Here is a 20,879-nt window from a genome sequence, read left to right as displayed (position 1 = left end):
TTTTTCATCTGTGGATCATCTCGTTGCCTGCTATTTACGCCCTTTCTGCATTTGCACAACGGGCATAAAGTCAATGCCGCTATGCAGAAAGCGCATAGGTTCTGAGTGGCGCAAGTTGTTGATAAAAAAACGGTTTTGCCCGCGCGGCAAAAGGGCGCAGGGTCATAAAACTGTCATATATGGGGAGGGGGGAAAGGTATGGGGAGGGGGGAAAGGGGGCGACGACATCTGGGAGGAGGTAGATGTCGCCGCCAATAACAGACACATCCGGGAGGAGGATGGACGCGTCTGGTCTTTCCAAACTTGCCTGCATCCGGGAGGAGGAATGGATGCATCCAAGTCTTGGTAAAATCAGACACATTCGGGAGGAGGAAGAATGTGTCTGGTCTTTCCGAAAGCGAGGCGCTTGGCCCTGCCTATGAACCTAAGTTAGCGCTAATTGCTGCGCGTGCACAATATTTCTTTTTGCAATGCTGCTATGCGGCAAAAACATGGTACCCCTGCGTAATCCTTGGGCATTGCGCCTCTTCCCTATGCAAAAAGGGCCGTCCCCTTGCGCTTGGCGCAGAACCTGCCATTTCAGAAGCCGTAATAGAGGAGAATTTGCGCATGTCTGTGACCAAAGCAGAAGTCGAAGCGGCGCTGGCGCGGGTGCAACTGCCCGACGGCAAGAGCCTGCTGTCCCATGATCTGGTCCGCGCGCTGGTGGTCGAAGGCGATAAGGTGCGATTCGTCATCGAAGCGCCCAATGCCGATGTGGCGCGGCAGATGGCACCGTTGCGCGACGCGGCAGAGCAGGTGGTTCGCGATCTGCCGGGGGTGGGTGATGTGTCGGTCGCGCTGACCGCGCATGGCCCCGCACCGAAAGCGCCCAGTCTCAAGGTCGGCGGGCATCCCAAACCGCAAGGCGGGCCGATGAAACCCAGCGGCGTGAAGCGCATCCTGCCATCGGCTCGGGTAAGGGCGGTGTGGGCAAATCCACCGTCAGTTCCAACCTCGCCGTGGCGCTTGCGCGGGCCGGGCGCAAGGTGGGGCTTCTGGATGCCGATATCTATGGGCCCAGCCAGCCGCGCATGATGGGGGTCAACAAGCGCCCCGCGAGCCCCGATGGTAAGACGATCATTCCCTTGCAGGCCCATGGCGTGACCATGATGTCGATCGGCTTTATGTTGGAAGAGGGTAAGGCCGTGGTCTGGCGTGGGCCGATGCTGATGGGCGCGCTGCAGCAGATGCTCGGGCAGGTGGAATGGGGTGAGCTGGACGTGCTGCTCGTCGATCTGCCACCCGGCACCGGCGATGTGCAACTGACGCTCTGCACCAAGTCCGAGCTTTCGGGCGCCATCGTGGTCAGCACCCCGCAGGACGTGGCCTTGATCGACGCGCGCAAGGCGCTCGACATGTTCGCCACGTTGAAAACCCCGGTGCTAGGATTGATCGAGAATATGTCGACATTCGTCTGCCCCGATTGTGGCTCTCAGCATGAGATCTTCGGCCAAGGCGGTGTGGCGGCGGAGGCCGAGAAGGTGGGCGTGCCGCTTTTGGGCAGCCTGCCGATTGATCTCGATACCCGTTTGGCCGGGGACAGCGGCACACCGGTCGCCGCGGGCGAGGGGCCGATGGCCGATGCCTATGCCCGGCTCGCAAAGGGCTTGGTCGAGGGTGGCATGGCCTGATGAGGGTGGCGCGGGCGGTTAGCCCAGCTCGCGCCCTTCGATCAGGTGGCCGTAAAGTGTGGTCAGCATCGAGACGAAAACCAGCCCCTCTATAAGATAGAGCAGGGAATCCAGCATCAGCCGCAGGCCCGGGTCGGCGGGCAGCAACATGCTGGCGATCACGCCGAGTAGCGTGTTCACCACCGCCAGCAATACGGCCAGCGCCCAAAGTGTGCCGGCCAAAGGCTCGGTCGCGCGCCAGCTGTCGCGGACCGACATGACGTGGCCCAGAGCGGCGGCGGGCAGCACGAGGCTGAGCCGCAGCGCCAGCCAAAGGAAGGCCACCCCCGCCACCAGTCCGATCAACAGCAGTGCCGCCGGGCTCGACCCGGTCAGCCCGCCCAGAAGTAGCATGGCAAGGCCGATGGGAATGGCCGCGAGAAACTGCACGAAGCCCAGAACGATGGCCCGCCAGACATAGGCCCAGAACAGCCCCATGCCCGGGCGCAGGGCGCTCCTGTCGTGATCAAGCAAGACATAGCGGTGCCAGAGGATGGCCATCAGCGCATAGCCAAGAATGCCCGCCAGCCCGCAGGCGATCAGGATCAGAAGTTGGCCCGCAGGCGGCGGGGCGGCGTTCTCGATCACCTGATCCATGGCCCCAAGCGCATCCCCCGCCAGCAGGCCCGCGGCGGCGGCGGCCCCCATCACCCAGAGCACCGCAGGCAGGATCACCCGCAGCGTGGTCGAGGGCGCGTGAAACAGCATGTTCAGCGCGTGGGTGAATAGAGCCGTGGCCTTGATCATGATGCACTCCCTCCGTTTCGCGCCATTACATGCCGTGCGTGGGCCGAAAGGACAAGATACCGCTGTCAGGAGGGGCGGTGCGGTTGGGAAAGCATGGGTCGCTGGGAGGTCATGGGAAAAGTCGCGGGAATGCATGGGAAGTCTGGGAAATCATGGGCGCCCCTTGCGCCATTGGGGGTGTTACCCGATTCGCAGCCACGGGAACTGGCGTGCAATTCGAACGCCCTGGACGCATTCTGCAGAACAGGCAACGAACACGTCCTGTGGATAACTATGTGAGCAAATTTTAGTGGGAAACTGTGGGATATTGTGCAGGTCCTAATTCGTTAACAAGATATAGTGTTTCAGACTTAAACGATCCCAAATTAAGCCATGCTGCGCGCGAAAAGTTATACCAGATGTTGTTCTCACAGCCTGTGCAAAACAAAATATTGGGCGGAAATCCAAAAAATATCTAGACGCCCATCAATTCCCATGGCATCCCTAATGCATCGGATGAGAACGGGACACGGGGCAGCAAACGACCCCAAAATAAATCAAAACCTAGCAGGTTTCATACAGGCACCTCGCTTTCATCAGACCAAAGAGATCCGGCGCGCGAGCGAGCAGACATCCCCCCAGGTGGCGCGCGCAGTCGGACTTCCCCCGCCAAGCTGCGGGACGTGGGCGGCGGGTTGATCAGTGGCAGCAGATCAACCCGCCGTTTCCATTTCCGGGGCAGGGGATTGAGGCGGATAACGAGTTTAAGCGCAAAGGCGCAAGAGGCAGGGACAACAAGTGAGCCGCAGGTTCAGAGGCGAAAGCCACCACAAGGTCGATACGAAGGGGCGGGTGTCTATCCCAGCCTCTTTTCGGCGTGTGTTGGAGGCTGGCGACCCGAACTGGAAGAACGGCGACAATCCCGAACTGGTCATCGTCTATGGCGATCACCGCCGCAACTACCTTGAGTGCTACACCATGGAGGCCATCGAAGAGGTTGACGCCAAGATCGACCGCATGCCGCGGGGCTCCATGCAGCGCAAGGCGCTTCAGCGTCTGTTCCACGGCCAGTCTTTCCCCACGACGGTAGATGAGACGGGCCGTTTGGTGCTGCCCGCCAAGCTGCGCAACAAGATCGAACTCAACGGCGAGGCGTTCTTTATCGCCGCCGGTGACACCTTCCAGATCTGGAAGCCCGAAACCTATGAGACCGAGGAAGAGGCGTGGCAGCAGGAACTGCCCGACGATGTCGATCCGCTCTCGTTCCTTGATGGTGATATGGAGATCTGAGGGAATGGTTGCTGCCTCTGACCCTTCCGCCCCTCACACCCCCGTTCTGCTGCGCCCGATCCTATCTGCCGTGGCGCCCGTAGAGGGGGTTTGGTTGGATGGCACCTTTGGCGCGGGCGGCTACACCCGCGGCTTGCTTGAGGCCGGAGCCGCGCGTGTGGTGGCTGTCGACCGCGATCCGCTGGCCTTTGAGATGGCGGCGGCATGGGCCGGGGACTATGGCGATCGGATCACCATGCAACAGGGCGTCTTCTCGCGCATGGATGAATATGCCCAAGACCTCGATGGCGTGGTGCTGGACCTCGGCGTTTCCTCCATGCAGCTCGATCAGGCGGAGCGTGGCTTTTCCTTCATGAAAGATGGCCCGCTCGACATGCGGATGAGCCAAGATGGCCCCTCGGCTGCCGATTTGGTCAACGAGGCCGAGGAAGAGGTAATCGCCAATATCCTCTTTCAATATGGCGAAGAACGCGCCTCGCGCCGGATCGCCAAGGCGATTGTCCGCGCCCGCGAAGACGCGCCGATCACCACCACGTTGGAATTGGCAAAGCTGGTCGAAGGCTGCCTGCCGCGCGCTAAGCCCGGCCAGAGCCATCCGGCAACCCGCAGTTTCCAAGCGCTGCGGATTGCGGTGAACAATGAATATGGCGAGCTCTTTCAGGGGCTTATGGCCGCCGAGCGGGCGTTGAAGCCGGGCGGGAAGCTGGCGGTGGTGACCTTTCATTCAGTCGAGGACCGCATGGTCAAACGCTTCCTCACCGCGCGTGCCGGGGCCGGGGGCAATGCCAACCGTTTCGCCCCCGCGCTTGAGCAGGCACCGCCGCAGTTCACGCTGAAATCCCGCAAGGCGATTGGCCCTGACGCGCAGGAATTGGAAGAGAACCCGCGCAGCCGGTCGGCCAAGCTGCGGGTCGCCACGCGCACCGATGCGCCCAGTGGTGAGATTGACGCGAAAACCATCGGCATGCCGATGGTCAGGGGGATCTGAGTGATGCGCACGGTGATGTATATCCTCACCACCATTGCCGTGGTTGGATTGGCCTTCTGGGCTTACCGCGAGAATTACGCGACCCAGCAGGCGCTGAGCGATGCCGACAGGCTGCATGCCAATATCCGCGCGGCCCATGCCCGTTTGGCCGTGCTGCGTGCCGAATGGGCCTTTCAAAACCGCCCGGCCCGGCTGCGCGATCTGGCGGATCTGAATTTTGACCGTCTGGGCCTGTTGCCGCTGCATCCCGGCCAGTTCGGCCAGGTCGATCAAGTCGCCTATCCGCCCCAGCCCTTGCTGCCGATCACCGATCCTGTGGATGTCTCGACCATGAATTACGAGGCGCTGAACGGTCTTTCCGAGGAGAAGGTTGAATGATCCGCACCCCGCTGCGCCCGCTGGCCCGCATCCTCGAGGCCCGCGAGAAGGGGGAAAACCCCGATGCGATCGAACGTGAGAACAAGCGCATCCGCCATGAGCAGATGCGTGACAAGGCGCGGATGCGCGCCGAAGGGCGGCTTCTGGTGCTGGGTGTCTGTTTCCTTTGTGCCTTCACCGTGATCGGCGGACGCATGGGGCTGCTGGCGATGTCGGAACCGTCTGAGCCGCGCGGCCATGCGCCGGGGGCCGTGATCTCGGCCTCGCGTGCGGATATCACGGACCGGAACGGCAACCTTCTGGCCACCAATTTCGAGACCCACGCGCTCTATGCGCAGCCGCGCCACATGATCGACCCGGAGATGGCCGCGAAAAAGCTGGTCAAAATCTTTCCCGACCTGAAAGAAGAGCGCCTGATCAAAGATTTCACGGGCAAGCGCAAGTTCCTGTGGATCAAGAAGAAAATCAGCCCCGAACAGATGCAGGCCGTGCATGATATCGGCGATCCGGGGCTATTGTTCGCGCCGCGCGACATGCGTCTTTACCCCAACGGCTCGCTTGCAGCCCATGTGCTGGGTGGGGCGAGCTATGGCAAGGAAGGCGTCCATGCCGCGGAGGTGATCGGCGTGGCGGGGGCCGAGAAGTATTTCGACGACTATCTGCGCGACCCGGCCAATGGCAACAAACCCCTAGAGCTGTCGCTCGACCTCACCGTGCAGGCCGCGGCGGAGCGGGTGCTTTATGGCGGCATGAAGCTGATGAACGCCAAGGGCGCGACCAGCATTCTGATGGATGTGCACACGGGCGAGGTGATCTCGGTCGCCTCGCTGCCGGACTTCGACCCCAACAACCGGCCCCGGCCTTTGACCCAAGGCGATGCCTCCGACAGCCCGCTGTTCAACCGCGCGGTGCAGGGGGTCTATGAACTGGGCTCGACCTTCAAGATTTTCGCAGCGGCACAGGCGGTGGAACTGGGGCTGTTTAACGCCGACACGATCATCGACACCTCCGGCCCGATGAAGGTTGGCGGCTTCCGCATCGGTGAATTCCGCAACAAGAACTACGGCAAGCTGAGCGTCGCCGACATCATCGTGCATTCCTCGAACCGGGGCACGGGCCGGATGGCGCTGGAAATCGGCATCGAACGGCAGCAGGAGTTCCTCAAAAGCCTCGGTTTCTTTGAGCCGACCCCCTTTGAGATCGTCGAAGCCTCGGGCGGCAAGCCGCTCTTGCCGAGCCGTTGGACCGAATTGTCGAGCGTGACGATCTCCTACGGCCACGGGCTGTCGAGCACGCCGATGCACCTTGCCGCGGGCTATGCCGCCATCGCCAATGGCGGGCGCGCGGTAAAACCCACGTTGCTGAAGCAATCCGCCCCCCAACTCGGCCCCCGCGTCATGTCCGAAGAGACCGCCGCGCAGGCGCGGATGATGCTGCGCAAGGTGGTGACCGATGGCACGGCCAGCTTCGCCGAGGTGCCGGGCTATCAGATCGCGGGCAAGACAGGCACCGCCGACAAGCCCAAGCCCACGGGCGGCTATTACGACGACAAGGTGATCAACACTTTCGCCAGCATCTTCCCGATCAACGATCCGAAATATGTGCTGATCGTCACGCTGGACGAACCGGTTGAGACTTCGGGCCCGAAACCGCGCCGCACGGCGGGGTGGACCGCCGTGCCCGTAGCCGCCGAGATGGTGCGCCGCATCGCGCCTTTGCTGGGGCTGCGCCCCGCTGTTGAACCGGTGAACGACGCTGTGCTAACGCTGACCAGCAGCAACTGAAAAGACATCTCTATGACCGACCGGGCCGTACCCCTTTCCTCTCTCGGGCTGACCGCGCGGGCGGGGGCCAACCCTATGATCACCGGCATCGCGGTCGACAGCCGTGAGGTGCGCGAAGGCACGCTTTTCGCGGCTCTGCCCGGCAGCCGTGTGCATGGGGCAGAATTCATTCAATACGCCCTGCGCATGGGTGCGGCGGCGGTGCTGACCGATGCGGCGGGCGCCAAACTCGCCGCCGAGGAATTGGCGGGCTCGGATGCCGCGCTGGTGGTCTCCGACCTCCCGCGGGAGGCGCTGGCGCGCACGGCCGCGCTTTGGTTCGGCGGCCAGCCCGCCACGATGATCGCGGTCACCGGCACCAATGGGAAAACCTCGGTCTCGACCTTCGTGCGCCAGATTTGGGTTGAGATGGGATTGCCTGCCGTAAACCTCGGCACCACCGGGGTAGAGGGCGCATGGGCCGCCCCCTTGGCCCATACCACGCCCGAGCCGATCACCCTGCACCGCACACTGGCCGAGGCGGCGGCGAATGGCATCACCCATGCCGCGATGGAAGCGTCGAGCCACGGGCTCGACCAGCGGCGGCTGGATGGGGTGACGCTCAAGGCGGCGGGCTTTACCAACTTTACCCAAGACCATCTGGACTATCACGAGACATTCGAGGCCTATTTCGCCGCCAAAGCCGCGCTTTTCGCCCGTGTCCTGCCCGAAGACGGCACGGCGGTGGTCAATATCGACGATGAAAAAGGCGTCGACATCGCGGCCATCGCCCGCGCGCGGGGCTGTCAGGTGATCACCGTAGGCCGCGACGGGGGCGATCTGCACCTGCAAGGCCAGCGGTTCGATGCCACGGGTCAAGACCTGCGATTTAGCTGGCGCGGCAAGACCTATCAAAAGCGGCTCAATCTGATCGGCGGTTTTCAGGGCGATAACGTTTTGCTGGCCGCAGGGCTCGTCATCGCCTGCGGTGCCGACCCGCAAGAGGTCTTCGACACGCTGCCGCATCTCACCACCGTGCGGGGCCGGATGCAGCTTGCCGCCACCCGCGACAATGGCGCGGCGGTTTTTGTCGATTACGCCCATACGCCCGATGCGGTGGCCACGGCGCTCGCCGCCATGCGCCCGCATGTCATGGGCAGGCTTGTCGCCATCGTCGGCGCGGGCGGCGATAGGGACCGGGCCAAACGGCCCTTGATGGGGCAGGCGGCGGCGCAACATGCGGATATGGTCATCGTCACCGACGACAACCCGCGCAGCGAAGACCCGGCGAGCATCCGTGCCGCCGTGCTGGGCGGCGCACCCGAGGCTTGGGAAGTCGGCGACCGGGCCGAAGCCATCCTGCGCGGTGTGGACGCGCTGGAGCCGGGCGACGCGCTGCTCATCGCGGGCAAGGGGCATGAGACCGGGCAGACCGTGGGCGACGACGTGCTGCCTTTCGACGATGTGGAACAGGCCAGCGTGGCCGTGGCGGCACTGGACGGGAGATTGGCATGAGCCTTTGGACAGGGAGCGAAGCGGCAGAGGCCACGGGCGGGCAGGCGCAGGGCGATTGGGTTTGCAACGGGGTGTCGATCGACACACGGACCTTGCAGCCCGGCGATCTCTTCGTCGCACTCAAGGCCGCGCGGGACGGGCATGAATTCGTGGCCCAAGCGCTCGACAAAGGGGCCGCTGCCGCGCTCGTGACCCATGCCCCCGAAGGCGTGGCCGCGGATGCGCCGCTGCTGATCGTTGAGGATGTGCAGCAGGCGCTCGAAGCGCTTGGCCGGGCAGGGCGCGCCCGCCTCGGCCCGCAGGCCAAGGTGGCGGCGGTGACCGGCAGCGTCGGCAAGACCTCGACCAAGGAGATGCTGCTGGCGATCTTTGGCGATCAAGGCCGGGCCCATGCCAGCGTCGACAGCTATAACAACCATTGGGGCGTGCCGCTGACTTTGGCGCGGATGCCGCGCGATACCGATTACGCGGTGATCGAGATCGGCATGAACCACCCCGGAGAGATTGCCCCCCTTGCCCAACAGGCGCGGCCTGATGCGGCGATGGTGACGAATGTCGCCGCCGTCCACCTCGAAGCCTTCAAGGATGTCGCCGCCATTGCGGTGGAAAAAGCCAGCATCTTCGACGGGATGGAGCCGGGCGGCGTGGCGGTGATCAACGCGGACCACGCGCATAGCGAAATCGTCTTGGCCAAAGCGCTGGAGCGCGGCCTGCGCGAGACGACCTTTGGTCAGGCAGGCCATCACTACAAGCTGGGCGAGGTCAAGGTTCAGGGCGATGCCACCGTGGCCCAGGCCGAGGTCGAAGGCGCGCCGCTGATCTTCAAGATCGCCACGCCGGGGCGGCATTTCGCGATGAACGCGCTTGGCGCGCTGGCAGTGGCCGAGGCGCTTGGCGCGGATCGGGCGCTGGCCGTGCAATCGCTGGGCCGCTGGTTGCCCTATGCCGGGCGCGGGGTGCGTGAGCGCATCCAGCTCGACCCCATAGACACCTATCTGGCGCTGGAATTGATCGACGACAGCTATAACGCCAACCCAACCTCCATGGCCGCGGCGCTTGAGGTGTTGGCCGCCTCGGAAGTCACCCATGACATCGGGCGCGTCAGCAAGGGGCGGCGGATTGCCTTTGTCGGCGATATGAAAGAACTCGGCCCCGAGGCTGTGGCGCTGCATGCCGGTCTCGCCGATCTGGATGCTACCCGCGCGCTCGACGTGGTGCATTGCGTCGGCCCGTTGATGAAAGCCTTTTACGACAATCTGCCCGAACATCAGCGCGGCGATTGGACGGAAACCGCCGAAGAGATGTTGCAAGGACTCCGCGCAAGGCTTGATTCCGGCGATGTCGTGCTGATCAAAGGGTCGCTTTCGATGAAGCTGGGCGGTATTGTTGACGCCATCCGCAAAATGGGCCATCCGGTCCCGACCGCCTGATCGGCGATTCACCCCACATGATGAGTTAGGACGCGATATATGCTCTATTGGTTGACGCTGCTGTCGGATGGCGGCGATTTTTTTTAACCTGTTTCGCTATATCACCTTCCGCGCGGGCGGGGCGTTTCTGACGGCATTGGTGTTCGGCTTTATCTTCGGCAAACCGCTGATCGAAGTGCTGCGCAAGCGGCAGGGCAAGGGCCAGCCGATCCGCGATGACGGCCCAGAGGGGCATTTCGCCAAGGCGGGCACGCCCACCATGGGCGGGCTGCTGATCGTGGGGGCTTTGCTGACCTCGACCCTGCTTTGGGCGCGGCTCGACAATCCTTTCGTCTGGCTGGTGCTTTTCGTCACCATGAGTTTCGCCGCCATCGGCTATGCCGACGACCACGCCAAGGTCAGCAAGCAAAACACCGATGGCGTGCCGGGCAAGCTGCGGCTTTTGCTAGGCTTTCTGATCGCGGGCATCGCGGGCTATTGGGCCGCGCAATACCATCCGGCAGAGTTGCAGTACCAAATGGCGCTGCCGGTGTTCAAAGACACGCTGATCAACCTCGGGGTGCTCTTCGTGCCCTTCGCCATCATCGTGATCGTCGGCTCGGCCAATGCGGTAAACCTGACCGACGGGCTTGATGGTCTGGCCATCATGCCGGTGATGATCGCCGCCGGAGCGCTTGGCGTCATCGCCTATGCCGTGGGCCGCGTCGACTTCACCGATTATCTTGACGTGCATTATGTTCCGGGCACGGGCGAAATCCTGATCTTTACCGCCGGTCTCTTCGGTGGCGGCCTCGGGTTCCTGTGGTACAACGCGCCGCCCGCCGCCGTCTTCATGGGCGACACCGGCTCGCTGGCGCTTGGCGGGGCCTTGGGCGCCATCGCCGTGGCCACCAAGCACGAATTGGTGCTGGCGGTCGTCGGCGGGCTCTTCGTGGTCGAGGCGCTCTCGGTCATCGTGCAGGTGCTCTACTTCAAGCGCACCGGCAAGCGGGTCTTCCTGATGGCACCGATCCACCACCACTACGAGAAAAAGGGCTGGGCCGAGCCGCAGATCGTGATCCGTTTCTGGATCATCTCACTGATCCTCGCCCTGCTGGGTCTGGCGACGCTGAAGGTGCGCTAAGCCCTTAAAAGATCGACCAATCCATGTGACGCGCCAGAAGGGCCAGTGCTTCGGTGCCCTTTTGGCTGTTGCCATAGCGGTTGAGCCCCGGCGACCAGACCGCGATGCTGGCCCGCCCCGGCACGATGGCGAGGATGCCGCCGCCCACACCGGACTTGCCCGGCAGGCCCACGCGATAGGCGAAATCGCCCGATCCGTCGTAATGCCCGCAGGTCAGCATCAGCGCGTTGAGCCGTCGGATGCGGCTGGGGGCCACCAAGCGCGGAACGTCCGGCGCTTCGATCAAGAAACGGCCCGCCATGGCCAGTTGCTCCACCGTCATCTCCATCGCGCAATGGTGGAAATAGGTGCCAAGCGTCCGTTCCGGCGCGTTGATGAGGTTCCCGTAGCTCGCCAGAAAATGCGCCAGCGCAAAGTTGCGGTGGCCAAAATCGGTCTCTGAGGCGGCGACCGTGTCATTGATGTGGATGTCATCCGTCCCCGCCGCTTCGCGCACGAAACGCAGGATCTCGGCCAGCGCCTCGCGCGGCTCGCGGTTGCCCAAGACTTCGTCCGTGGTGACGATCGCACCTGCGTTGATGAAGGGATTGCGCGGCCGGCCCTGTTCCTGCTCCAACTGCACGATGGAGTTAAAAGCCCGGCCCGAAGGCTCCCGCCCCACGCGGTGCCACAGTTGGTCGCCCGAGCGGCCAAGGGCGATGGCCAGCGTAAAGACCTTGGTGATGGACTGGACCGAAAAGGGCACCTGCGTGTCGCCCGCCACATGGCATTTGCCATCCGCCGTCACCACGGCGATGCCGAATTGCGCCGGGTCCACCTTGGCCAGTTGCGGAATATAGGCCGCCACATCGCCCCAGTGGTCATCCTCGCGCATCATGGCATTGAGGCGCGGCAACACATCGTCAAGGTCAGGTTTGGCGGGGCTGGACATCTTCGGCGGCCTCTGGCTTGTGATGGGCGCATCATGCCCCCATTCTGGGGTCAACGGGTAGCAGGGGATTGCAGATGATTCCAGTACAGGGCTTGGAAGGCGCACGCGTGGCGGTGCTGGGATTGGGCCGCTCGGGCCTGAGTGCAGCGCGCGCGTTGCAAGCGGGCGGGGCCAAGGTCAGCTGCTGGGACGACAATCCCGCCGCACGGGCGCGGGCCGAGCGGGAAGGCTTCGCCTGTGTCGATCTCAATGCCCCCGGCGCTTTGGACAAGATCGCCCGGCTGATCGTCAGCCCCGGCATCCCGCATCTCTACCCCGCGCCGAACCCGGTGGTGGCATCGGCGCTTGCCGCAGGGGTGCCGGTGGACAATGACATCGGCCTCTTTTTCCAAAGCTTCGCCACGCTGGCATGGGATCACTACGACGTGGCCCCGCGGGTGGTGGCGGTGACCGGCTCGAACGGGAAATCGACGACTTCGGCGCTTATTCACCACATCCTTGAGCATGTCGGGCGGCCTTGCCAACTGGCGGGCAACATCGGGCGCGGGGTGCTGGACCTCGATCCCGCCGTGGATGGGGAGGTCGTGGTGCTGGAGCTTAGCAGCTACCAGACCGAACTGGCGCGCGCGCTGACGCCGGATGTGGCGGTTTTCACCAATCTCAGCCCCGACCATCTGGACCGCCATGCGGGGATGGGGGGCTACTATGCCGCGAAGCGTCGCCTCTTTGCCGAAGGTGGCCCGGACCGCGCGGTGATCGGCGTGGATGAGGCCGAGGGCCGCTTCCTTGCCGGGCAACTCAGCGAGGGGCCGAGCGACGACCGTGTGATCCGCATTAGCGCCGAGACCAAGCTTTCCGGTCCCGGCTGGCATGTCTTTGCCCGCAAGGGGTTCTTGAGCGAATATCGTCGCGGCAAACAGGTCGGCGCGATCGACCTGCGCGGCATCCAAGGGTTGCCGGGCGCGCATAACCACCAGAACGCCTGCGCCGCCTATGCCGCCTGCCGCGCGCTTGGCCTTGCCCCGCGGGTGATCGAGGCGGCGTTTCACAGCTTCGGTGGCCTGCCGCATCGCAGCCAGACCGTGGCCGAGGCGCATGGCGTCCGCTACGTCAATGACAGCAAGGCCACCAATGTCGACAGCGCGGCCAAGGCACTGGCGGCGTTCAAGAACATCCGCTGGATCTGCGGCGGGCTTGAGAAAGAAGGCGGTCTAAAAGGGCTGGCAGAGGCGCAAGGATCGGTCCGCAAAGCCTATGTGATCGGGCGCGAAGCCGCGCATTTCGCCATGCAACTCACCGCAGAGACCGAAGTCTGCGGCACGATGGAACAGGCCGTGGCGCGGGCGGCGGCAGAGGCCGAAGAGGGCGATGTCGTCCTGCTGGCCCCGGCGGCGGCGAGTTTCGATCAATACGACAGTTTTGAGCGCCGCGGTGAGGATTTCGTGGCGCAGGTGCAGAAGGTGCTGGCGGAGTAGGGCGGTGCCTAGCCCGCAATCGCCCGTGCCGCCGCCATGCCCGAAGACCACGCCCACTGAAAGTTATACCCGCCGAGCCAGCCGGTCACATCCACGGCCTCGCCGATGAAATAGAGCCCCGGCACCTCTTTCGCCGCCATGGTCTTGGAGGATAGCCCGTCGGTATCAACCCCGCCCAGTGTGACCTCTGCCGTGCGATATCCTTCGGTGCCGCCGGGGTGAAGCTGCCAGTTCTCGATGCCTGTGATGAATGCGGAAAGCCGCGCGTCCGACCAATCCGCCAGATTCCCCGACAGGTCGAACGTCTGCCCCAGATGTTCCACCAGCCGCGCGGGGAGGTGTTGCGCGAGAACGGTGGTGAAGTTCCGCCGCCCCGCGCGTTGCCGCTGGTCGCGGAGCGCGTCCAAGAGGGTGCCTTCGGGGGCGAGGTTCACGGTGATCGGCTCGCCTTCGCGCCAGTAGGAGGACGCCTGCAAGACGGCGGGGCCAGAGAGACCGCGATGGGTAAAGAGCAGCGCCTCGTCAAACGCGGCCTCTCCGGCGGTAATACGCGCCGGGGTGGCGACACCGGCCAGCGGCGCAAAGCGGCCTTCGGCAAAGGTAAAGGGCACCAGCCCGGCCCGCGTATCGGTGACGCTCAGCCCAAATTGGCGCGCGATGTCATAGGCGACCCCGGTCGCGCCCATCTTGGGGATCGACTTGCCCCCGGTGGCGATCACGAGGTTTCGGGCCGTGACTTTCACCGACTTATCAGGCGCTTGCAGGTCGAAGCTGAACTGCCCATCGACCTTCGCGAAATTGTTGGCGCTGCTCTTCAGTTGCAGATCGACCCCGGCCTGCTGCATCAACCCGCGCAGCATGGCGATGATCTCTTTCGCGCTGGTGTCGCAGAAAAGCTGGCCGAGGGTTTTCTCATGCCAAGCGATGCCGTGACGGTCGACCAGTTCGATGAAATCCCACTGTGTGTAGCGGGCCAAAGCGGATTTGGCGAAATGCGGGTTCTGGCTCAGAAAGGCCTGCGGTTCGCAGTACATATTGGTGAAATTGCAGCGCCCGCCGCCCGAGATGCGGATCTTCTCGCCCGGGGCTTTGGCATGGTCCACCACCAGCACCCGCCCGCCCGCATGGGCAGCGCACATCATGCCTGCGGCACCGGCTCCGATAATGGCTGTATCGACTTGCATGGGCGCGCTCTGCCTCAATGCGCGGCCCCGGTCAAGAAGACGTGAGACCGGTTGCCGCTTTGCCAAGGCGCCATAGCTGGGGTGCAACGCAACTGACGAAAGGAGCAGAGAATGACCAAACTGACCGCAGAACAAGATTTTCCGAAGATGGACGTGGCCAAGCTCGGCGGCGGCACGCTGACCTTGGGCCAGCCACAAGAGGGGCGCGATTGGCAGTTGGTGGTGGTCTACCGCGGCCTGCACTGCCCGATTTGCAAAAAGTATCTCGCGCAATTGGAAAAGCTGCAAAGCCAGTTCCATGAGATTGGCGTCGATGTGATTGCTGTCTCTGGTGATCCCGAGGAGAAGGCCAAGGCCATGGCCGAGGAAGACAGCCTGACCCTGCCTATCGGCTATGATCTGAGCCTCGACCAGATGGCGGAACTGGGGCTCTACATCTCTGACCCGCGCAGCCCGCAGGAGACCGACCGGCCCTTCGCCGAACCTGCGACCTTTGTCATCAACGATGAGGGCAAATTGCAGATCATCGACATTTCCAACGCGCCATTCGCGCGGCCCGAGTTGGAAGGTCTGCTGAACGGCCTCAAATTCGTCCGCGACAAGGGCTACCCGGTGCGCGGCACCCATAAGGCCGCCTGATTGCGCGCGACCTGAAAGGGCGACCTGATCGCCCGGCGGCGGGGCTTGGCAATGCCCCGCTGACCCCGCCCGCCTTAGCGGGGTGAAATGCACTAGCTTCATATGACAATTCGGGCTATTCTGCCCGGATGAGACCCCGCAAAGGGGCCGTTGAGGCAGTTAAGGCAGATACCCATGACAGAGATGGTCTATGGCGCGGTCCCGGTGCGAGATGGTGAACCGATCCTTCCAAAATGGTGGCGCACGGTCGACCGTTGGGCTTTGTCCTGCGTGTTGATCCTCTTTGCCGTTGGCATGCTTTTGGGGCTGGCAGCATCCCCGCCCTTGGCCGCAAAAAACGGCTTTGATGCTTTCCACTATGTGCAGCGGCAGGCGTTCTTCGGCGGATTGGCGCTGATCGCGATGTTGCTGACCTCGATGATGTCCCCGGTGCTGGTGCGGCGTCTGGCGGTGCTGGGCTTCGTGGTCGCCTTCGTGGCACTGGCGCTGTTGCCTTTCTTCGGCACCGATTTTGGCAAGGGGGCGACGCGCTGGTATTCGCTGGGTTTCGCCTCGTTCCAGCCCTCCGAATTCCTGAAACCCGGTTTCATGGTCGCTGCCGCATGGATGATGGCCGCCGCGACCGAGATCAACGGCCCTCCGGGCAAATCGTGGTCCTTCGCGCTTTGTATCTCTATCGTGTTGATGCTGGCGATGCAGCCCGACTTTGGGCAGGCTTGCCTTGTGCTGTTCGGCTGGGGGGTGATGTATTTCGTGGCCGGCGCGCCGATGGTGCTGCTGGTCGGTATGGCGGGGCTCGTCGTTCTGGCGGGCACCTTCGCCTATTCCAATTCCGAACACTTCGCCCGGCGGATCGACGGCTTTCTCAGCGTCGATGTCGATCCCACCACCCAGCTTGGCTATGCCACAAACGCCATCCGCGAGGGCGGGCTTTTCGGCGTAGGCGTGGGCGAAGGCGAGGTGAAATGGTCGCTGCCCGATGCGCATACCGACTTCATCATCGCCGTCGCCGCCGAGGAATATGGCCTGATCATGGTCGTCTGCATTATCGCCCTATATACTGTCGTGGTCGTCCGGTCGCTGCTGCGTCTGGTGCGCGAGCGTGACCCCTTCATCCGGCTGGCCGGAACCGGGCTGGCCTGCACATTCGGAGTACAGGCAATGATCAACATGGGTGTGGCAGTGCGGCTTTTGCCCGCCAAGGGCATGACCCTACCTTTCGTGAGCTACGGCGGCTCTTCAGTGATCGCCAGCGGCATCGCCGTGGGCATGCTGTTGGCCTTTACCCGGACCCGCCCGCAGGGTGAGATCAGCGATATTCTGGGTCGGGGCCGCCGCTGATGGCCGCCCCACTGTTGATCATCGCCGCCGGGGGAACCGGTGGGCATATGTTTCCCGCGCAGGCCTTGGCCGAGGTGATGTTGAAGCGCGGCTGGCGTGTGAAGCTCAGCACCGATGCGCGCGGCGCGCGCTATACCGGCGGCTTTCCCGAAGCGGTCGAGATTACCCAGATCAGCAGCGCCACCTTTGCCCGGGGCGGCGTGGTGGCCAAAGCCTTGGTGCCCTTCCGCATTGCCGCCGGTGTGGTCCGCTCTAGCCTCAACATGCTGCGCGACCGGCCATCGGTCGTGGTAGGCTTTGGCGGCTATCCGTCGATCCCCGCGCTCGGCGCCGCTTGGGCGCTGCGCATGCCCCGGATGATCCACGAGCAGAACGGCATTCTGGGCCGCGTGAATGAGATTTTTGCCAAACGGGTTCACGCCGTGGCCTGCGGCATCTGGCCCACGAAACTGCCCGAGGGCGTGCAGGGCTGGCATGTGGGCAATCCCGTTCGCGCCGCCGTGCTGGACCGCGCCGGTGCCGCCTATATCCCGCCGGGTGACTACCCGATGGAGGTTTTGGTCATGGGCGGCAGCCAAGGCGCGCGCATCCTCTCGGACGTGGTGCCCCCGGCGCTTGCGGCCCTGCCGATGAACATGATCCGCAACATCCGCGTCAGCCATCAGGCCCGCGACGAAGACGGCCAGCGGGTGGCGGACTACTACGCCGAATCCGGCATCAGCGCCGATGTGCGCCCCTTCTTTGACGATGTGCCCCGCCGCATGTCCGAGGCGCAGCTGGTGATCAGCCGCTCCGGTGCCTCCAGCGTGGCCGACCTGTCGGTGATCGGGCGTCCGTCGATCCTGATCCCCTTTGCCGCCGCGGCGGGGGATCACCAAAGCGCCAATGCCCGCGGCTTGGTCGAGGCCGGGGCTGCGATCATGGTGCCCGAACGCAAGGCCAATCCAGATATCATGACCGACCAGATCCTCGCCGTGCTTGAGATGCCCGAAGGGGCAATGCAGATGGCGCGCGCCGCGCTTTCGGTCGGCAAACCCGATGCGGCCGAGACATTGGCCGATATGGTTGAGCAGCTCGCTGCCCAAGGCACGCTCACCCCCGCAGAAGAGGAACACCCGCAATGAACGCCGCCGCCACCAAACTGCCGACCGATGTCGGCCCGATCCATTTCGTCGGCATCGGCGGCATCGGCATGTCCGGCATCGCCGAAGTGCTTTTGAACCACGGCTACAAGGTGCAGGGGTCGGACCTCAAAACCACCAAGATCACCGTGCGGCTGGCCGAATTGGGCGGGCGCATCTTCGAGGGGCAGGCGGCTGAGAATATCGAAGGCGCGGCGGTGGTCGTGATCTCTTCGGCGATCAAGCCGGGCAATGCCGAGTTGGACGAGGCGCGCCGCCGTGGCCTGCCGGTCGTCCGCCGGGCCGAGATGCTGGCCGAGCTGATGCGGCTCAAGTCCAACATCGCCGTAGCGGGGACCCATGGCAAGACGACGACCACCACGCTGGTCGCAGAACTGCTGGTCGCAGGCGGTATCGACCCCACGGTCGTCAACGGCGGCATCATCCACGCCTATGGCTCCAACGCGCGGATGGGGCAGGGCGACTGGATGGTGGTCGAGGCGGATGAGAGCGACGGCAGTTTCAACCGCTTGCCCGCCACCATCGCCATCGTCACCAATATCGACCCCGAGCATATGGAGCATTGGGGCGACTTCGACACGCTGCGGCAGGGGTTTTTGAACTTCGTCTCGAACATTCCCTTCTACGGGCTGGCGGTCTGTTGCACCGATCACCCGGAAGTGCAGTCGCTTGTGGGCAAGCTCACCGACCGGCGCGTCATGACCTATGGGTTCAACGCGCAGGCCGATGTGCGCGCCGTGGGGCTGCATTACAAAGACGGCGTGGCGCATTTCGACGTGCATCTTCAGTCCGAAGACAGGGTGATCAAAAACTGCGCCCTGCCGATGCCCGGCGATCACAACGTATCAAACGCGCTGGCGGCGGTGACCGTGGCGCGGCACCTTGGGATGAAGCTTGAGCAAATCCGCGACGCTTTAGGCAGTTTTGGCGGGGTGAACCGCCGCTTTACCCGCGTGGGCGAGGTGGACGGCGTGACCATTATTGATGACTACGGCCACCACCCGGTTGAGATCGCCGCCGTGCTGAAAGCCGCGCGGCAGGCCAGCGCGGGCCGCGTGATCGCCGTGCACCAGCCGCACCGCTATTCCCGCCTGTCGCATCACTTTGACGAGTTCTGCGCCTGTTTTAACGATGCCGATGTGGTGGGCATCGCCGATGTCTATGCCGCGGGCGAAGAGCCCATTCCCGGTGCCGACCGAGATGGGCTGGTCGCGGGGTTGATCCAGCACGGCCATCGCCATGCCTATGCGGTCGAAGATGCCGAGGCGCTGACGCAACTGGTCCTGCGCGAGGCGCGCCCCGGCGATATGGTGGTCTGCCTTGGGGCGGGTACGATCAGCGGATGGGCCAATGACCTGCCCGAGGCGCTGCGCGCGGCCAAGGGGGCGGCTGCGTGACCCTCGTCTGGCTGTCGATCCTCTGGGTCTTCGCCGCCGTGACCGTGGCCATGCTGCCGCTGCGCTCTCAATACCTGCCGGGGGTGGTTCTGCTGATTGCCGCGCCCTTGCTGATCATCGCCATCGGTGTGACCCAGTCATGGGCCTATGCGCTTTTGGCGCTGCTGGCGTTCCTGTCGATGTTCCGCAATCCGCTGCGCTATCTCTGGGCGCGGCTGCGGGGCCAAAAGCCGGAGCTGCCGAAATGAGCCTCTCTCTCATCCTTGCCTGTTTCTGGTTCGTGATCGCCAATATCCTTGCCATGACGCCGAGCAAGGATTCCCACTGGCGCAGCGCCTATCTGCTGATCGCCGTGGGCATACCGATTGTGGGTTTCGTCACCGCTCAGCACGGGCCGTGGCTGGGCCTATTGGTGCTGGCGGGGGGCTGTTCGGTGCTGCGCTGGCCCGTGGTCTATTTCGTGCGCTGGCTGCGCCGCGGGGCAGGCCGGGTCAAAGGCCCGGCGGAATGACCCTGACGCCGACCCTCGTGGCGCTGCTCTCGGTCTTTGCGGTCTGGATGATCGCCTGTATCTGGACCGGTTTTCGCGCCCGCGTGCTGTGGTTCTTTCTTGTACTGGCGGCAGGCTTTGCGCTCAATGCCACATGGATGGTTTTCGGGCTGGATGCGCGGGTGTTCGAGCCGCATGCGCTTTTGGCGCAGCTTTCCGTCCTATTCTATGCGGTGGGCGGTTTCGGGCTGGGCTGGCTTGCGGGGCGGGTGGCCAAACGCTGGCGCGAAAGCCGCGTCGATCCGCCGTCTTCTTGATGGTTTGCCCTGCCGTGCAAATGCGCTAAGTGCGGCGCCATGATTAAGCTGAATATCCCCGACCTGCGCGGCAGGCTGACCCCAAATCGCGCCCTGAGCGACCTGACATGGCTCCGCGTCGGCGGCCCTGCGGATTACCTGTTCCAACCCGCCGATGTGGAGGACCTGTGCCTTTTCATGCGGCGTTTGCCGCAAGGGGTGACGGTTTTCCCCATGGGCGTGGGCAGCAATCTCATCGTGCGCGACGGCGGGCTGCGGGCGGTGGTGATCCGGCTGGGCCGGGGTTTCAACGGGATTGAGATCGACGGCGATCAGGTGACGGCGGGGGCCGCAGCGCTCGACGCCCATGTGGCACGCAAGGCGGCGGATGCGGGGCTGGACCTGACCTTTCTGCGCACCATTCCCGGCAGCATCGGCGGCGCGTTGCGTATGAATGCGGGCTGTTACGGCAGCTACACGGCGGATCACTTCGTCTCGGCTCAGGCTGTGACCCGCGCGGGCGAGGTGGTGACCCTGACGGCAGATGACCTCAACTTCCGCTACCGGCAGAGCGATCTCTCGCCCGGCGCGGTGCTGATCGGGGCGACCTTTGCGCCGCCCAAAGGCGTGCCGGAGGAGCTTCACACCCGGATGGAGCAGCAGCTTGCCAAACGGGATGAGAGCCAGCCCACGAAAGACCGCAGCGCCGGCTCCACTTTCCGCAACCCAGCGGGCTTCTCTTCGACCGGGAAGGCGGATGATGTGCATGATTTGAAGGCGTGGAAGGTGATCGATGACGCCGGGATGCGCGGGGCCACCGTAGGCGGCGCGCAGATGAGCCCGAAACACTCAAATTTCCTGATCAACACCGGCGGCGCCACGGCCCATGATCTTGAGACATTGGGCGAAGAGGTGCGAAAAAAGGTTTACGCTTCAAGCGGTATAAGGCTAGAATGGGAAATTAAGCGCGTCGGTGAGAAATTGGGCGATCCGGCGCCGCAAAGCTAAGCCGCGGCGCAGCAGCTAAGCCACGGCAGAAGCAAAGAAAACAACGATAGG

18 protein-coding genes and 2 pseudogenes are annotated in these 20,879 nt (G+C 63.8%); 17 read left to right on the top strand and 3 right to left on the bottom strand.

All coding sequences use genetic code 11. The annotated features are described in order from the left end of the window. The first annotated feature begins 609 nt into the window (after positions 1-609). Positions 610-1,673: pseudogene (locus tag FCK22_RS02455) on the top strand (Mrp/NBP35 family ATP-binding protein). An 18-nt stretch (positions 1,674-1,691) separates the two neighbouring features. On the opposite strand, the gene FCK22_RS02450 reads toward FCK22_RS02455, so the two are convergent. Further along, positions 1,692-2,459: a hypothetical protein gene (locus tag FCK22_RS02450; protein ID WP_067261766.1), complete on the bottom strand. Its 768-nt coding sequence runs from the start codon at positions 2,457-2,459 to the stop codon at positions 1,692-1,694. Positions 2,460-3,236: 777 nt separating this feature from the next. On the opposite strand from FCK22_RS02450, the gene mraZ reads away from it, so the two are divergent. The 7 genes and pseudogenes from mraZ to mraY all read left to right on the top strand — a co-directional run bounded on the left by mraZ (position 3,237) and on the right by mraY (position 10,925). Continuing rightward, positions 3,237-3,728, top strand: coding sequence for a division/cell wall cluster transcriptional repressor MraZ (gene mraZ / locus FCK22_RS02445; protein ID WP_082851962.1), 492 nt, complete (start codon positions 3,237-3,239; stop codon positions 3,726-3,728). 4 nt (positions 3,729-3,732) lie between these two features. Next, positions 3,733-4,716 (top strand): 16S rRNA (cytosine(1402)-N(4))-methyltransferase RsmH, encoded by a 984-nt coding sequence (gene rsmH, locus FCK22_RS02440; protein ID WP_067261769.1) that lies wholly within the window; start codon positions 3,733-3,735, stop codon positions 4,714-4,716. A 3-nt stretch (positions 4,717-4,719) separates the two neighbouring features. Further along, positions 4,720-5,094 carry a cell division protein FtsL gene (locus FCK22_RS02435; RefSeq protein ID WP_067261787.1) on the top strand — a complete coding sequence of 125 codons (375 nt, stop codon included), beginning with the start codon at positions 4,720-4,722 and terminating at the stop codon, positions 5,092-5,094. Further along, positions 5,091-6,878 carry a penicillin-binding protein 2 gene (locus FCK22_RS02430; RefSeq protein ID WP_067261770.1) on the top strand — a complete coding sequence of 596 codons (1,788 nt, stop codon included), beginning with the start codon at positions 5,091-5,093 and terminating at the stop codon, positions 6,876-6,878. The genes FCK22_RS02435 and FCK22_RS02430 overlap by 4 nt, the downstream gene beginning before the upstream one ends. Positions 6,879-6,890: 12 nt before the next feature. After that, positions 6,891-8,372 carry a UDP-N-acetylmuramoyl-L-alanyl-D-glutamate--2,6-diaminopimelate ligase gene (locus tag FCK22_RS02425; protein ID WP_067261772.1) on the top strand — a complete coding sequence of 494 codons (1,482 nt, stop codon included), beginning with the start codon at positions 6,891-6,893 and terminating at the stop codon, positions 8,370-8,372. Continuing rightward, entirely contained in the window at positions 8,369-9,802 is a 1,434-nt protein-coding gene (murF, locus tag FCK22_RS02420) for a UDP-N-acetylmuramoyl-tripeptide--D-alanyl-D-alanine ligase (RefSeq protein ID WP_067261774.1), read from the top strand. The genes FCK22_RS02425 and murF overlap by 4 nt, the downstream gene beginning before the upstream one ends. 39 nt (positions 9,803-9,841) lie before the next feature. Further along, positions 9,842-10,925, top strand: a pseudogene (gene mraY, locus FCK22_RS02415) (phospho-N-acetylmuramoyl-pentapeptide-transferase). Between the two features lie 4 nt (positions 10,926-10,929). On the opposite strand, the gene FCK22_RS02410 reads toward mraY, so the two are convergent. Further along, positions 10,930-11,856, bottom strand: coding sequence for a glutaminase (locus FCK22_RS02410; protein ID WP_067261778.1), 927 nt, complete (start codon positions 11,854-11,856; stop codon positions 10,930-10,932). A 74-nt stretch (positions 11,857-11,930) separates the two neighbouring features. On the opposite strand from FCK22_RS02410, the gene murD reads away from it, so the two are divergent. Beyond that, positions 11,931-13,331, top strand: a complete 1,401-nt coding sequence (gene murD, locus FCK22_RS02405) for a UDP-N-acetylmuramoyl-L-alanine--D-glutamate ligase (RefSeq protein ID WP_067261779.1) — start codon at positions 11,931-11,933, stop codon at positions 13,329-13,331. A gap of 8 nt (positions 13,332-13,339) precedes the next feature. On the opposite strand, the gene FCK22_RS02400 is transcribed toward murD, so the two are convergent. Beyond that, the gene (locus FCK22_RS02400; protein ID WP_067261781.1) at positions 13,340-14,515 is read right to left on the bottom strand and encodes an NAD(P)/FAD-dependent oxidoreductase; all 1,176 of its coding nucleotides are present in this window, start codon (positions 14,513-14,515) and stop codon (positions 13,340-13,342) included. Positions 14,516-14,626: 111 nt separating this feature from the next. On the opposite strand from FCK22_RS02400, the gene FCK22_RS02395 reads away from it, so the two are divergent. From FCK22_RS02395 to murB, 8 genes are all read left to right on the top strand, one after another. Next, a complete protein-coding gene (locus tag FCK22_RS02395; RefSeq protein ID WP_067261783.1) occupies positions 14,627-15,154 on the top strand; it encodes a peroxiredoxin-like family protein in 528 nt (175 codons plus the stop codon). Positions 15,155-15,328: 174 nt separating this feature from the next. Next, the gene (ftsW, locus tag FCK22_RS02390) at positions 15,329-16,495 is read left to right on the top strand and encodes a putative lipid II flippase FtsW (RefSeq protein WP_067261784.1); all 1,167 of its coding nucleotides are present in this window, start codon (positions 15,329-15,331) and stop codon (positions 16,493-16,495) included. Next, positions 16,495-17,619: a UDP-N-acetylglucosamine--N-acetylmuramyl-(pentapeptide) pyrophosphoryl-undecaprenol N-acetylglucosamine transferase gene (locus FCK22_RS02385; protein ID WP_067261786.1), complete on the top strand. Its 1,125-nt coding sequence runs from the start codon at positions 16,495-16,497 to the stop codon at positions 17,617-17,619. Before ftsW ends, FCK22_RS02385 begins: the two co-directional genes overlap by 1 nt. Continuing rightward, positions 17,616-19,034 (top strand): UDP-N-acetylmuramate--L-alanine ligase, encoded by a 1,419-nt coding sequence (gene murC / locus FCK22_RS02380; RefSeq protein ID WP_136720177.1) that lies wholly within the window; start codon positions 17,616-17,618, stop codon positions 19,032-19,034. Before FCK22_RS02385 ends, murC begins: the two co-directional genes overlap by 4 nt. Then, positions 19,031-19,282 carry a DUF2484 family protein gene (locus FCK22_RS02375; protein WP_067263245.1) on the top strand — a complete coding sequence of 84 codons (252 nt, stop codon included), beginning with the start codon at positions 19,031-19,033 and terminating at the stop codon, positions 19,280-19,282. The genes murC and FCK22_RS02375 overlap by 4 nt, the downstream gene beginning before the upstream one ends. After that, positions 19,279-19,545: a DUF2484 family protein gene (locus FCK22_RS02370; RefSeq protein WP_067263246.1), complete on the top strand. Its 267-nt coding sequence runs from the start codon at positions 19,279-19,281 to the stop codon at positions 19,543-19,545. Before FCK22_RS02375 ends, FCK22_RS02370 begins: the two co-directional genes overlap by 4 nt. Next, positions 19,542-19,841, top strand: a complete 300-nt coding sequence (locus tag FCK22_RS02365; RefSeq protein WP_067263249.1) for a hypothetical protein — start codon at positions 19,542-19,544, stop codon at positions 19,839-19,841. The genes FCK22_RS02370 and FCK22_RS02365 overlap by 4 nt, the downstream gene beginning before the upstream one ends. Before the next feature lie 39 nt (positions 19,842-19,880). Then, entirely contained in the window at positions 19,881-20,828 is a 948-nt protein-coding gene (murB, locus tag FCK22_RS02360; RefSeq protein ID WP_067263251.1) for a UDP-N-acetylmuramate dehydrogenase, read from the top strand. Positions 20,829-20,879: the final 51 nt, after the last annotated feature.

Source organism: Sulfitobacter sp. 15WGC (assembly GCF_005068605.1).
Classification (GTDB): domain Bacteria; phylum Pseudomonadota; class Alphaproteobacteria; order Rhodobacterales; family Rhodobacteraceae; genus Sulfitobacter; species Sulfitobacter faviae.
The sequence above is the reverse complement of the archived record's forward strand: the minus strand, read 5'-3'. Positions and strand labels throughout refer to the sequence as shown.

Excerpts from the sequence above, each read along its gene's own strand:
- FCK22_RS02400 (WP_067261781.1), bottom strand. The coding sequence starts at position 14,515 with ATGCAAGTCGATACAGCCATTATCGGAGCCGGTGCCGCAGGCATGATG.
- murB (WP_067263251.1), top strand. The coding sequence starts at position 19,881 with ATGATTAAGCTGAATATCCCCGACCTGCGCGGCAGGCTGACCCCAAAT.
- murC (WP_136720177.1), top strand. The coding sequence starts at position 17,616 with ATGAACGCCGCCGCCACCAAACTGCCGACCGATGTCGGCCCGATCCAT.
- ftsW (WP_067261784.1), top strand. The coding sequence starts at position 15,329 with ATGACAGAGATGGTCTATGGCGCGGTCCCGGTGCGAGATGGTGAACCG.
- rsmH (WP_067261769.1), top strand. The coding sequence starts at position 3,733 with ATGGTTGCTGCCTCTGACCCTTCCGCCCCTCACACCCCCGTTCTGCTG.
- murF (WP_067261774.1), top strand. The coding sequence starts at position 8,369 with ATGAGCCTTTGGACAGGGAGCGAAGCGGCAGAGGCCACGGGCGGGCAG.
- FCK22_RS02395 (WP_067261783.1), top strand. The coding sequence starts at position 14,627 with ATGACCAAACTGACCGCAGAACAAGATTTTCCGAAGATGGACGTGGCC.
- FCK22_RS02435 (WP_067261787.1), top strand. The coding sequence starts at position 4,720 with ATGCGCACGGTGATGTATATCCTCACCACCATTGCCGTGGTTGGATTG.
- FCK22_RS02410 (WP_067261778.1), bottom strand. The coding sequence starts at position 11,856 with ATGTCCAGCCCCGCCAAACCTGACCTTGACGATGTGTTGCCGCGCCTC.
- FCK22_RS02385 (WP_067261786.1), top strand. The coding sequence starts at position 16,495 with ATGGCCGCCCCACTGTTGATCATCGCCGCCGGGGGAACCGGTGGGCAT.
- FCK22_RS02450 (WP_067261766.1), bottom strand. The coding sequence starts at position 2,459 with ATGATCAAGGCCACGGCTCTATTCACCCACGCGCTGAACATGCTGTTT.
- murD (WP_067261779.1), top strand. The coding sequence starts at position 11,931 with ATGATTCCAGTACAGGGCTTGGAAGGCGCACGCGTGGCGGTGCTGGGA.
- FCK22_RS02425 (WP_067261772.1), top strand. The coding sequence starts at position 6,891 with ATGACCGACCGGGCCGTACCCCTTTCCTCTCTCGGGCTGACCGCGCGG.
- FCK22_RS02365 (WP_067263249.1), top strand. The coding sequence starts at position 19,542 with ATGACCCTGACGCCGACCCTCGTGGCGCTGCTCTCGGTCTTTGCGGTC.
- FCK22_RS02430 (WP_067261770.1), top strand. The coding sequence starts at position 5,091 with ATGATCCGCACCCCGCTGCGCCCGCTGGCCCGCATCCTCGAGGCCCGC.
- FCK22_RS02370 (WP_067263246.1), top strand. The coding sequence starts at position 19,279 with ATGAGCCTCTCTCTCATCCTTGCCTGTTTCTGGTTCGTGATCGCCAAT.